This window comes from Flavobacterium sp. SM15 (genome assembly GCF_022012335.1).
Lineage (GTDB): Bacteria > Bacteroidota > Bacteroidia > Flavobacteriales > Flavobacteriaceae > Flavobacterium.
The window spans coordinates 1-14432 of record NZ_JAKLTO010000010.1; the positions used below are offsets into that span (position 1 = coordinate 1).

Annotated in this window: 7 protein-coding genes; 2 read left to right on the top strand and 5 right to left on the bottom strand. The window is 38.4% G+C overall.

Features of this window, described 5'->3' with window-relative positions:
- Positions 1 to 6372, bottom strand: a 6372-nt coding sequence (locus LZZ90_RS13365; protein ID WP_237791211.1) for a choice-of-anchor J domain-containing protein, incomplete at its 3' end; no start/stop codon positions are given.
- 802 nt (positions 6373 to 7174) lie between these two features.
- Here LZZ90_RS13365 and lysA point away from each other — a divergent pair.
- Positions 7175 to 8380, top strand: coding sequence for a diaminopimelate decarboxylase (lysA, locus tag LZZ90_RS13370; RefSeq protein ID WP_237791212.1), 1206 nt, complete (start codon positions 7175 to 7177; stop codon positions 8378 to 8380).
- A gap of 173 nt (positions 8381 to 8553) precedes the next feature.
- Positions 8554 to 9765 carry a hypothetical protein gene (locus LZZ90_RS13375; protein ID WP_237791213.1) on the top strand — a complete coding sequence of 404 codons (1212 nt, stop codon included), beginning with the start codon at positions 8554 to 8556 and terminating at the stop codon, positions 9763 to 9765.
- A 7-nt stretch (positions 9766 to 9772) separates the two neighbouring features.
- On the opposite strand, the gene pafA is transcribed toward LZZ90_RS13375, so the two are convergent.
- The 4 genes from pafA to LZZ90_RS13395 are packed head-to-tail and all read right to left on the bottom strand — an operon-like array spanning position 9773 to position 14424.
- Entirely contained in the window at positions 9773 to 11383 is a 1611-nt protein-coding gene (gene pafA / locus LZZ90_RS13380) for an alkaline phosphatase PafA (protein ID WP_237791214.1), read from the bottom strand.
- Between the two features lie 42 nt (positions 11384 to 11425).
- Positions 11426 to 11833 (bottom strand): hypothetical protein, encoded by a 408-nt coding sequence (locus LZZ90_RS13385; protein WP_237791215.1) that lies wholly within the window; start codon positions 11831 to 11833, stop codon positions 11426 to 11428.
- Between the two features lie 24 nt (positions 11834 to 11857).
- Positions 11858 to 12799, bottom strand: a complete 942-nt coding sequence (locus tag LZZ90_RS13390; protein ID WP_237791216.1) for a nitronate monooxygenase family protein — start codon at positions 12797 to 12799, stop codon at positions 11858 to 11860.
- An 8-nt stretch (positions 12800 to 12807) separates the two neighbouring features.
- Positions 12808 to 14424, bottom strand: a complete 1617-nt coding sequence (locus LZZ90_RS13395; RefSeq protein WP_237791217.1) for a S8 family serine peptidase — start codon at positions 14422 to 14424, stop codon at positions 12808 to 12810.
- Positions 14425 to 14432: the final 8 nt, after the last annotated feature.

The window sequence follows — 14432 nt, forward strand, 5'->3', positions numbered from 1 at the left end:
CGTTGGTAAAGCATTAACTGTAATTACCGCTGAATCTGTAACTGATTGGATACATAAACCTGCATCTGCAGAAGCTACATTCACTAAAGCATAAGTGCTATCCGCTGTTAAAGCTGGAGTCGTAACACTAGCTGTTCCTGAAGCGTCAAGCGTTACCGTTTGATTTGCTCCACCGTCAACTGTATAAGTTATTGTAGCATTTGGTGTTCCGTTGAACGTTACCGTAGCAGTTCCTCCGGAACAAATTGTGGTTGTTCCTGAAATAGTTGCTGTTGGTAGCGCATTTACCTGTGCTGTTATTGCTGTTCTAGGTCCGATACATCCGCCAGCATCTACAACACTCACATAATAAGTTGTTGAACCGATTGTCGAAGTATCTGGAGTTGGAGCAGTTGTGCTTCCTGTTCCACCTACTGGCTGTGTATACCACATTAACGTATAACCTGCCGGAGCATTGGCTGTTAATGACGAACCTGTCTGAGTAACACAATAATTTGCCGGAGAAGTCACACTTGCAACTTCGTTGATTCCTTGATAAGTTATTGAAATCGTTTTATCACAATAACGTGTTTTCCAATGATATACATAAACACCAGGAGTATTGAATCCTGAAATATTTGTAGATTTAACGTTTGGTGTTTCAATAATAGTCGCAGTCGGGTTAGCAGCATCAGCAATCCACTGGCCTATTCCTTCTGCTTCAACAAGAGTAGTCACTTCATTACAAGTTAATGTCTTGTCGGCAGTTTTAATTTCATTGTTTACTTTGAAATTCGCCGCATCTAATAGATTTCCAATTACATTTTCTTTAGATCTGAAGATAAAACGTGTAGTATTCTGACCAACAGGAACGGTGTAAGCTCCTTGGTTAAAATGCCAGTTTACATCTGTAGGATTTGATTCTGTAACCAAAGTAAATGGTCCCGAAGGTGGTCCTGCATACAACTGAACAGTACTTCCGTTTACTTGTCTCGGAGCATGTGCAAAACTGTAATCGATTACAGTAGCCTCCGAAGTATCAAGGTCTTTATACAAACCTTTGACATTAGGATCACTTGGATTCCAACTGGTTACAGGATCTGCTAACAATTGAATACATTGTCCTCCAGAATAAGGTCCTGTTCCTACCGTATTTAAAGCTTCATTAAAAAAGATCGCATCCCATGTATCTAAATTCACTCTCCATCCCGGTACAACAAATTCGGTTCCAATAGTACTTACACCGGTAACTCGCTGCATCGGCGGATTTTCAAAATCATAGTTAACCGCATCAACATTACATAAATCTAACGGGGTTTTAACACACACTTTGAACTGTCTTGTACTTGGCGCAGCACTATTTAAGGTTAAACGAACTTTATAAGTATCACCAACAATTAATTCGCTGGAATACATTGCCATGATTGAATTGTTGTTACTACATCTCATCTCCTGAAGACCGCTTCCCGTAACTTTATACAAAGTCATGGTCATATCCGGATAAGGTTCATCACCGGAAGAAATATAGAAATTACCTGTAAAGCCATTAGCTTCGATAATGTGCACTCTTGATGTTGCGGTAAATTCAAACCAAACATCTCCATTATTGGTTCCGGTACAAGACATTGGTTCCGGTGAAGGCGTTGCTCCCACAAGAGTCACAACATCTCCGGAAACTGTACATTCTTCGTTGGCATTAATTGGTAATACAAGAGCGTTGGAAGCATCATCATTTCGTACAAATACTTTTGGTCCAGACCAAAAACTGTTATTTCCGCTACCGCAAACAGCTCTTACAAAATACTCGTAAGTTGCCGCATTTGCATCAGTAAAATCTGAAGCCTGAGGTGTATAAGAATTGGTAAACACCATAGTTCCAGATTGAGGCAACTCTCCAAAACCAACCGGTTGGATATATACCTCCCATTGTGTTTCTGAACCACCTGCTGTCCAGGTAAGTACTGATTGACTGTTAACCGCTATGTTTGTTGGCTGTGGACAAACCACCGTGCTACAAGACGAAACTCCCGTATAAAGTGTTCTTCTTGGGGTTCCTAAACCTGGTACACTTGACCAGATTACGTTATTCGAAGCATCTTTAATTCTTACCTGTGCATTTGGCCATTGATTAGGAACTGTTCCAATTGCATCCCAGAATAAAGAGAATTCAACACCGTTACATAAAGAAATTATAAACTCTGATGGAGGCGCCTGTGTTGAAGGGGTTGAACTTGGGAACCTCATCTCCTGTACAATAACACCGTTTTGAATCACCTGAATTGGTCCAGCCGGTCCACTACCTACTGCTCCATTGTCTAAAACAATAGTGTACTGACACATATCAACAAAGCTACATCGGGTTGTAAATTCAAATGGTCCAACCCATTCTCCTTCTTGTGGCCCATTACAAATCGCTCTAATATAGTATTCATATCTAGTTGCAGGAGTAAGTCCTGTAACCGTGTATGGATTAGCAGTTGCAGTATAAAGATATTGCGGCTGTGTAGCTCCTACCGGTGCAGGAGTTCCGTAAGGCTGAACAGAAATTTCCCAAGAAGTTTCCGAACCGTTAGCATCCCAACGAATCTGTGTCTGAGTATCTGTTATTGCCTGAGCAATCGCATTTGATGGTGGCGCACATGCTGGAATATCTTCAACAACAACTTTGTCAATGAACAATAGTTGTCCTCTATATCCCCAAGGGTTTGGCGTCTCAGTTGGTATAAACCATGCAATATTTATATTTCCAGTAATACCCGCTGGCAGGTTAATAATTTTTTCTTTATACAGTTCATTGTTGATTAAAACAGGATCGGAAGACGAATCATACAAAACAGTGGTAAATTCACTTACTTCCACTCCGTTAGTAGATAATCTAATCTCTAAATCTTCTGTAAAGTCTGAACTGTAAACTCTATAATAATAACGTAATCTTTGGTTTGCTGTTACATTGATTGTTGGAGAAATCAACCAATCATTGTTAGCACCATTAGAACCGGTAAAGATTCCAGCTGCATGATTTCCTTCGTAAGGATTAACCGTTACATCTAAATTCCACTGATTTCTGTCGTTATTAGCATTTTTGATTCTCCAACAGTTTTCACTTGTAGAATCAGTATTAAACGTTTCAACAAATGGAGTACTGAATGGAGTACATAAGGTTCTGAAATAAATTGGTCCAATCCAATTACTCGTGTTAGAAGTACCACAATAAGCTCTCACATATACTTCATAATCTGTAGCCGGAGCTAAACCTGTAGCATTATAAACCGCATTTGGAGCTGTAAAAGTAAAGCCTGGAGTTCCTGTACCAACTAAAGTACCTGAACCTGTCGGAACACCTGTTCCTTGTGGCTGGATCGCTACTTCCCACTGAGTTTCCGCATAACCTTGCCTCCATGACAACCTTGCTGAATTTTGAGTGATAAGAGCTGAACTAATCGCTGAAGGATCTGGACAAGCCGGAGCATCTTCAATTTTCACATCATCAATATTCAATACCGATAATGTTCCAGGAGATGGAGCACCAGGAGGTACTCTAAACGCGATATAAACAGGTCCAGTTCCTGTAAAATAAAGTGATTGTTCCTGATATACCGTGTTGTAAAATTCCATCCAAGGCATAATTTCGGTGAAACTTGCCGGATTGGTATCTGTAGTAGAAATTAATACCTGAACACCATGTCTAGGACTAGGAGCAAATATATGTGCTAAAGCTCTATACTTAAACGTTAATTTTTTATTTCCTACCGCATTAATTACAGGAGAAATCAACCAATCGTTAAATCCGGTTGGAGCTGCAAAACCTCTACTGATAGCTGCTTCTCCTCCGGCACTGATAGCCCATTTTAAATTATCCGTATTGGCATCGTTAATCGACCAACAGAATTTTTTTGTGTTGATGTCAGAATCGTTAAAAGTTTCTGTATAAGGAGCATTGAAACTACCACACAAAGTTGTAAAAGCAATCGGCCCTACCCAGTTACTTTTTTGAGTGGATGAACAGTATGCTCTCACATAATACTCATAACGGATTGCAGGGTTTAAACCTGAAGCTGTATAAGTTACATTTGGAGTTGCAAAAGTAACGTTGGCATCACCTACGCCCACTAAAGTTCCGTTTCCTGTTGGCACTCCAGAACCTAAAGGCTGAATTGCCACCTCCCATTGTGTTTCAACATCACCCATTACCCATTTTAAATCTGCTGAGTTGGTAGTGATATTTTGAGCAATCGGAGTTATCGGATCTGAACACGCCGGTTTGTCTTCAATGAAAACATCATCAATAATAACCCTTGTTGCTGTTTGACCCGTTCCCGGTACAACAACAAAAGCAATATTAATTGGACCTGTGAACGAGGTTGGAATATTGATTATCTTTTCTAACGCCGTAGCATTTGTAATTGTTGTTTCCGGCAATAATTCCGTAACAAAATCTGCTGCACCAATACCGGTTGTAGAAATACGAACAGAGTATTTTCCTGTTGGGGTACCTCCACTAACACTGTATTTATAACGCAATCTTTTCTGAACACCAGTAAAGTTTACTTGCGGACTGGCCATCATATCATGATTTCCATTCTGATAAGTACTGGTTTGTAAAAATGTATTGGTAGAATAAGACCAGGTTAATCCGTCGTTATTCACATCAATTGGAGTCCAACATGCTTCTGAAACAGTTGCAGAAGTCCCTGTAAACTGAGTTGAATACGGTGTAGAAAACGGTGTACATTGTGTTTTAAATGGAAAACCCGCACTCCAAGGACCAGGTGTACCACCACATACCGAACGAACATATAATTTATAAGCTGTATTTGCTGTTAATCCAGAAGCGGGATTGTCAACATTTGTACTCGTTGGAGTTCCAGATGTTCCGGCAGTTGGAGCAGCAGCAGCAGTCGGTAATACTAAATATTCCCATGCGTTTGCTAAGTTTCCAACATTATTCCAAGAGAACAATCCACTTGTTTGCAATAAATTTTTATAACTGTATACTGAAGGAGCCGCACAAGTAGCGAATTCTACTTTTAAATTAAAACAGATACTAGCAGTTGGTGTTAAATTCGAAGACAAAACGATGTAATAGGTTTGTCCGGCCTGCACATAAACATTGGAAAGTTGTTTAGGTCCTACTGCATTGGTAGTCATTCCTGCAAGACAGGAAACCCCTACACTGGCACAATCCTGATAAACAAATGTTCCTGTTGAAGTATTCGCAAAACAACCGGCACCACCAGCACTTCCCAAAGGATTGGTAGTAATGGTCATCAAACCGGTTTGTGTTGGTGTAAATTTAAAGAATGCTTTTGCCCCAGAAAGGTAATTCCCTGTAACTCCTGAAGCTAAACATCCTGTACCTGCTGTCGGATAAGTAACCGCAGCATTCTGAAAAATATTCAAATTTGCATTTAACACATAAGGAACTGCCTGGGTTGGTGCAATCACGATAGGATCGTCGCAACGCGTTCCAAGAATAAGCGTCTTGAATGGAAAGGGACCTACCCAACCGCTTGCTGTGGTAGCATCACAAATCGTTTTAATATAAACATCATAATTGGTGTTAGCAGACAATAAAGACGCATTATAACTATTTGCAGTACCTGTACCGGCAGCTGCAGGTGCATTGCCCTGTGGAACTACCTGAATCTCAAAATTGGAAGCGGTTGGATGTGTCCAAGATAGTGTTGCGCTATTTGAGGTTAAATTACTTACTGTGAAATTGGTTTGCTCAACTTTCAAACAACCTTCGATCACCCGAACGTTATCAACATACCAAGAATCGCCACTTGCAACAGCCCCAGTTTGGGTATTTACTGCTACAAATGCGAAATAAACATCCAATCCAGCCGGAATACCCGTTGGGATTGGTACATTTTTTTCTTCATAAGTTGTTGCTAACTGTGCTTCCGTCCAAGTTTGCAAGATTACGTTAAAACCGTCGATGTCCGGCTGTGAAGAAGTGGACATACGCAATTGGTAAATAGTACCATTATCAGTAGCACTCCCTTGTTTCGTTAGAAAACGAACTTCTCCATTTACAGGAACAGTTACTAAAGGAGTGGCTAAATAGTATTCTGCGGTATTACCTGAACCGATATTATCGGAAGCAGGATTAATATAAGCAGCATTCCCTCCAAGATATCCATCTGGGATGGTTGTCCAACTAGCTACTCCGAAAGTGTTTTGGAAGCGGGTCCAGCTGCCTGGAATACCACCTTCAAAACCTTCAGTAGACAATTGGCTGTAACCTGAAAAGGAGAAGATTAAGAGAAAGAAAAACAAGAGTTTCTCTTTTAGTTTATTATGCAAAAGGTACTCATGAGTTTTGGAGAAAAAATCATCAATACAATTCCATAAAAAACCTGATTGAGTTGGGTGTAATTTTTTTTGCATTTTCATTACAATTTTCAGTTATGGTTCTGCAATAAAAATACCCATAGTATATATACTATTATATGGTATAGCTTTCCTTTTTACCGAATTTAGAAAGCCAATATCAAATCATAAAACACTGTAAAACAAATGGTTATTAATATTTTTTACATTTTTCTAACATTGCGTTAAATTTGAATTAAAATATGGTTTTTTTCTTACTATGAGGTAAAACAATTGGTTTTTACGATGATAAAATCAAACTGATTTTTGCAAAAACCACGAAGAAAAGTGTAAAAAAACAATTGTATTTTTTTGACAGTAATAAAGAAAAACGATCTCACTTTTGCATGAAAAATTTACAACCTAACTCACCATTCTTTTTATGGCTCATCAAAATCACTTCATTTTTTGAACACGAATTACCGTTTGATTAAAATTTTGAGTCGCTCAATTTATTGAAATATTGAAAAATAAAGAATCATTTCATATTATTTTAAGTTGAGTAATTAGCAATAAAAAAAGCCCCTCAATCGAGCGGCTTTTGAAATGATTAAGTGTTTACAAAGTTGTGAGCATTTGTAGAGGCAAGGATAGTAAAAATGCTTAAAACAATCAATCCCTAGTTTTAATGATTTTCTTCTAACTAAATTTAGTGAAAAGAAAAAACCTACATTACCGTTATTAAGTTCAACCAACAATAAGACAAAAAACCAACAACATGTTAAAAAAATAAAAATCAAGTTATATTTTCGTTATAATTATCAATTCAACAATAATCAAATCAAAAACTTTGCTATTTTTACGAAAAATTTAATTAAAAATGGAATCTAATCAATTACTCTCAGTGGCAGAAGAGTTCGGGTGTCCGCTGTATGTGTACGACGCCGCGAAAATCGAATCACAGTACAACCGTTTAACCAATGCGTTTTCCAAGGTGGAGAAGCTGCGCATCAATTATGCAGTAAAGGCATTGTCAAACCTATCTGTTCTTAAGCTACTGAAGAAGATGGGTTCCGGGCTTGACACAGTTTCCATTCAGGAAGTTCAATTGGGTTTACATGCCGGCTTTGCTCCGGATCATATTATTTACACGCCCAATGGTGTTTCTATGGATGAAATTGAAGAAGTGGCCGCTTTAGGGGTGCAAATCAACATTGACAATCTTTCAATTTTGGAACAATTTGGAGCAAAGCATCCGAATACTCCGGTTTGCATCCGTATCAATCCCCATGTAATGGCAGGTGGAAATACAAACATTTCTGTGGGTCATATCGACAGTAAATTCGGGATTTCCATTCACCAGTTACCCCATTTATTACGAATTGTGGAAAATACAAAAATGCACATTAACGGAATTCATATGCACACCGGATCCGATATTTTGGACATCGAAGTATTTTTATATGCAGCCGAAATCCTGTTTGATACTGCAAAACATTTCAAAGAATTGGATTTTATCGACTTCGGAAGCGGATTCAAAGTACCTTACAAAAAAGGTGATATCGAAACCAATGTGGAAGAGTTAGGCAAAAAATTAACCAAACGCTTTTTGGCTTTTGAAAAAGAATACGGCCGTGAACTTACTTTAACGTTCGAACCGGGAAAATTTCTAGTTAGTGAAGCTGGTTTTTTCCTTGCAAAAGTTAATGTGGTGAAACAAACGACTTCAACGGTTTTTGCAGGAATCGACACTGGTTTTAACCATTTGATTCGCCCTATGTTTTACGGTTCGGAACATTTTATTGAGAACATTTCACACCCAAAAGGCAAAGAACGCTTTTACTCTGTAGTAGGTTACATTTGTGAGACTGATACTTTTGCCACCAACCGAAGAATTTCTGAAATTAAAGAAGGTGACATTTTAAGTTTCAGAAATGCGGGAGCCTATTGCTTTACCATGGCATCCAATTACAACTCACGTTTTAAACCAGCAGAAGTACTTTGGAAAGACGATAAAGCACATTTAATACGTCAGCGTGAAACCTTTGAAGATATTCTGAGAAATCAGGTTGAAATTGAATTATAGTTAGAAAAATCCCATCATTGCGATGGGATTTTTTATTTTTCTTGTAACATTTCACCCTTAAAGTCGTTTTAATCTTACAACCTAATTAAAACCAGATGAAGGCACTCATAAATTTTACAAGATTGTTTTTATGCATTTTACTTTTTTCAACACAACAACTTTTTTGTTGCAGTATGTACAAAATCACTGTTAATGGAAAAACTGTTGTAGGCTGCAATGAAGATGCCTGGCGAACAACTCCGCACATTTGGTTCGAAAACGCAAACAACAATTATCAATATGGAGCTGCTTTTACCGGCTCTCGTTTTGATGGCGAGAATGGTTTCGCCCCGCAATCCGGGATGAACGAATACGGGCTTTGTTATTCCAGATTAGCGAGTGCTATTACAAAAAAAGAACGCTCCGGTTTTGAAAATCGTTTAAAAATCACCAATCCTACTGCTTATCTCAAAAATATATTGCACAACTGTAAAACTGTAGATGATGTTCAGAAATTCATCAGTAAATACGATCACAGTTATTTTCTCGAGGATGTTTTTATTTATGCAGAACCTTCGGGAAAATACCTTGTGGTAGAACCTTACCTGATGACTGTTGGTTATGATCCTAAATACGTTTTGTCGAACTTTTGCCCTTCTGAAACCACAACGGAAAAAGCAATGCGACTTGACCGTTACCGCAATGGCGTTACCTTCCTAAAAAACAAAATGGACACTTCCTTAGCTTTTTGTACGGCTTTGTCCGACACCATGAGTGTTTGTCGTGAAAAAATTGGAGACGGAACATTGCTTACCTCTATCTGGAATACAAAAGAAGCAACTGTACATCTTTATTTTTATCATAATTATCAGAAAAGCGTACAATTCAACATTAAAGAAGAGCTGGCCAAAGGCGATCACAGTATTGAAATCCAGAACTTATTTACAAAAAACGAAGAGTTCGAAAAACTGGCTACTTATCAAATACCTCAAAACAACGGAAGATTGCGATTGCTACTGATGCTTATCGGTATATTTTCGGCTTTTTCATCGTTCTATTTCAGTGTTAACTACTTCAGAAACAAAAAACAGTATGCCAAATACATACTGCTCTTTTTACCTTTAGGCATAATCTTATTTTATTACATGTTCGTTTTGTGTACCAACATCAATGTTTTTTACTTTAAAGCACCTTATAAGGATTATTATTCAGGATTGGTATCCGCTACATCATACATCCCCTTTTTACTGCTATTGCTTTTAATGCCAATTGGCAAACATACGGTTAAAGCTTTCCGGGACAAAACCTTCAATAGCATTTCAAAATTCATCCTTATTTTAAACCTGTTGAGTTACATCATCTTAATCGGAGGGTTCATTTACTGGGATTTCTACAACATTTTTTAAACAGAAATTATTTATTTAAAACCTCGGTCAGTACATTGGCTTCCGTACCGTTAGGAAATGTAATTTTCAATTTTTGAGCTAGTGTTGGTGCAATCTGAGTAATGTATTTTTTCTCGTGGGTTTCGCCTTTAGGTATTTTCCATCCATAGAACATCAGCGGCACATGGGTATCGTAACTGTAAGGGCTTCCGTGTGTTGTTCCTGTTGCCGTGTATTCTACGTAACCCGGTTTAAAGTTGATGACCAACTCTCCATTTTGAACCGGGTCATAACCACGAACAATACTTCCTAAATAGTAATCTGAAGGGTTTGCCAACCGAATTTCTTCTTCGGTATAAACATTCTTAACATACTTCTGCGTCATCAAAAAAGTTTTGAATTCTGATTTTACTTTACTTAAATCCAGTCCTTTTTTCTTGATTGATTCTTTATCCAGAAATAAATTATAATTGGAATAATTAAGCACTAAGTTCGCACCAAACATAGTTTCTGAAAACCTGCTCAAATCATTTTCTATATTTTTAAACGGAATATTATCCACCTCGTACTTATTATCTTTTAAATAAGTAACATTCTCAGCACCAGCATGATCAGCAGTTAAAAAAACCAAATAATTGTTTTTCCCGACCGTTTTATCCAGGTATTCTAAAAAATCACCTATGCTCTGATCCAAACGCAAATACGTATCCTGCAACTCTATGGAACGCGGCCCTAAAAGATGCCCTACATAATCGGTAGAAGAAAAACTAACCGTTAAAAAATCGGTGGTTTCGTCTTTTCCAAGTGATTCAGCCTCAATGGCTTTTTCAGCAAAATCTACTATCAAATTGTTTCCAAAAGGTGTAGAACGCAATACCCCTGCATTGTTTTCGGCATACATTTCTTTTAAACTGTAAGGAAAAAATGGCGAACGTTTAAACAATTTCCCTTCATAAGGATTGTTATCGTTTAAACTCTCATTGTACGTTTCTTTAGGTTTGAGTAAGTTCCAACCTTTATCAATGTATTTCTGAAAATGTTTCTGATTGTTAAATTCGGTTACCCAAGACGGAAGTTGTTCCCCATAAAACGTACTGGAAATAAACGCTCCGGTCTGGCTGTACCAAAACGCCCAATTGGCAAAATGACCGGCTGGAAGAATCGCACCTCGGTCTTTTAAACTGATTCCGATTACTTTTCCTTTGAAGTTGGTAGCTAATTTCAGCTCGTCGGTAATTGTAGTTGCCTGAAGATTTTTAGGCGACATCTTTCCTTCACTTACAGTTCCATCCCCAATTGTTTTCACCGATTCATCATCGGTACAATACATTTCTTTACCCGTAGCTTTATTAAACCATTCGTTGCCCACAATACCGTGAACGGCCGGAGTTGTTCCTGTAAAAACAGAAGCATGACCGGGCGCAGTATAAGTTGGCATATAGTTGTAATGCGTGTTGTGAAAGGTAAAGCCGTCGTTCATTAATCGCTTAAACCCTCGATTTGAAAAATCATCTGAAAAACGATAGAGGTATTCCATTTTCATCTGATCGACCACAATTCCAACCACTAATTTTGGTTTTTCTTGTGCCGACAAATTACTAATAGCTGCTAAAACTAAAAACTGAAGAACTCTTTTCATAGTATGGTTTATAAAAAAATCCCGAAAAAACGGGACTTTTACTTATTTTACAAGTTTCATATTGTAGACTAAAACTCTGCTGTCTTCTTTGATGTAAAGCTGTTTAGCACCGCTTGCTTTATCGGAACGAATGGTTACTACACATTTTTCTCCATCGTTGTTCACACATTGAAAGGTGTCAATCCCGTCGTTTTTTGCCTCATCTTCACCTTCATAAGCTAAAATGGTATACAACTGAATAACCTCGGAATAAACTACAATTCGGTCTTTATTTGTGTCCAGAGTAATCACAATCTTAACATCCTTGAAATCGGAATAAGGACTCCATTTCCCTTTAGCATTTTTGATGCTCATACTAACTCCGGTCGTTTCAAAACGATAAGCCTGAGCCGATGCGTTAAAGCCAACAAACAATAAAAAAACTAGTGCGATATTTTTTAAAAACTTCATATTCTTTCTTTTTACTTAGAAATTTTACAATAATGATGCCACTTGCGATTTTGCCAGTTCAAACTCGACCATCACATCGTCAACAATTTGCTGAACCGATTTTATATCATGAATTAAACCTGCAATCTGACCGATTTCCAACTCGCCTTCATCCAAATCACCTTCAAACATACCGCGCTTGGCTCTGGCTCTGCCCAGTAATGTTTTTAATTCGTCTGTGGTAGGGCATTTGGTGTACAATTCCTGTACATCGTTATAGAATTTATTTTTTACTAAACGAACCGGCGCCAATTCTTTCAAAGTTAAATGCGTGTCGCCTTCTTTTACCTCAAGGATAGTCTGTTTGAAATTATCATGCGAGGAACTTTCAAAAGAAGCGGCAAAACGACTTCCCATCTGAACTCCGTCTGCTCCCAAAACCATTGCTGCCAGCATACCGCGACCCGTAGCAATTCCTCCGGCTGCAATAAGTGGAATGGTTATATTTTCACGAACCATTGGAATCAGGGTTAGCGTTGTGGTTTCTTCTCTTCCGTTATGACCTCCGGCTTCAAAACCTTCAGCTACAACGGCATCTACACCTGCTTCCTGAGCTTTTAAAGCGAACTTAGAACTACTAACCACGTGCACTACGGTAATCCCTCTTTCTTTCAAAAAGGACGTCCAGGTTTTTGGGTTTCCTGCAGAAGTAAATACGATTTTCACGCCTTCTTCTGCAATAATATTCATAATTTCTTCAATGTTAGGATACAGCATCGGAACATTTACACCAAAAGGTTTATCGGTAGCTTTTTTACATTTTTGGATATGCTCGCGTAAAACTTCAGGATACATCGATCCGGCTCCCAATAAGCCTAAACCTCCTGCATTACTTACTGCACTGGCTAACTTGTAGCCGCTGTTCCAAATCATTCCCCCTTGAATAATTGGGTATTTGATATTAAAAAGTTGTGTAATTTTATTCATAATAATGATCACTTCTTAATCAGTTTTCCTGTTTCGGAAACACCGTCTAAAGTAATTTTGTAAAGATAGATTCCTGAATTTAAATTATCAAGGGCTAACTCTTTATTGTTCTTAATTTTTTCCTTCAGGACTAATTGTCCTAGGTTATTGTAAAACGCAATCACTCCCTCAGAAATTGTTTCGTTAAAAGTAATAATGATTCTATTTTGAGTCGGATTTGGATATATGCTAAAATCTTTTTTGTCAAATGAAGATGCAGACAAAGCATTGGTATACGCCAACTGAAAATCTGGAATACCATAACCGTAGTTGTTGTTCGGATTCGAAAATCGATCTGCAGAGGCTTTAACCAACTGAATGATTTCTGTATTGGTTTTATTGGGAAAAGCGCTCCAGAAAGAAGCTACTGCTCCGGCTAAAATTGGAGAAGCAAAAGAGGTTCCGTTATTTAAGATAATATCTCCGGTTTGGCTAGCTAATGTGGCACTAACACCTAAAGCCATCAGGTCGGGTTTGATTCTTCCATCCGCAGAAGGGCCAGTTGAACTGAAACCTGCTTTAATTTCCGAATTGGTTACGGCTCCAACGGTCAAAACTGTTGCAGCATCGGCAGGCACGCCAATATGCGGGTTTATTGTACTTCCCGTATTTCCAGCTGAAACCACACAAATCATCCCTTTACTAAAAGCGATATCGGCAGCGCGTGAAGCAAAAGAAACCTGACCGTTCATATCAGCATAAGTATAGGAATAACTCGGTACATCATACGTAAAATAACCTAAAGAAGTATTCACAACGTCCACCCCTAAACTGTCTGCCATTTCCAAGGCTTCTACCCAATAGCTTTCCTCTACGGGGTTTTCCTCTGAAGTATCTTCGGTTTTGAACAAATAATAGTGTGCATCTGGCGCAGTTCCAACTAATTGCCCATCAACATAGCCTCCCATACTGGAAAGAACCTGAGTTCCGTGTTGATAACCAGTATAAGGGTTTTCGTCCCTGTTAACAAAATCGTAACCGCCTAAAATAAGATTATTATCTCTTAAACGCTGAAAAGGTGCTTGGGAATCTACTCCCGGAAAACCAGCGTCCATGATAGCCACAACTTTGCCTGAACCGGTAAAATTTTGCTCATGCAACCACTGGGCGTTAAGCATTTGCACCTGTGTTACCGAATTTCCGTAGTTGTAGTCTGCCTGAATATCCTGAAATTTATTTACAACCGATGAAGGTATTTTTGGTAATGAACCAATTTTAGAGGTTGAATTTAGGCTTCTGTTGGCAAAATCAATATGATTTACGAAAGCCAAATTGACAAGATTCTGGATATCAGAAAGTTCCCCTCGAACATGCAGCGCGTTCATCCACTTAGATTTAGCCATAACAGTAATTCCTGTAGCAACACTTATCTGATCAACATAAGGCTGATGTATTGGTGCATCCTGAACCGATAAACTTATCCCCTGCGCTGTTCTTCTGTCAAGAGCTCTCTGGGAAAGCATCTCCAGAGGATTGTCAAGATAATACTGAGCATCGGGTTTGTCGGTAAAATAAACCCAGGCATCTTCCTGAGAAAAAACAACGAGATTAAAAAGCAACGCAAAAAATAGTACCGTTTTCTTCATAGCTTTTG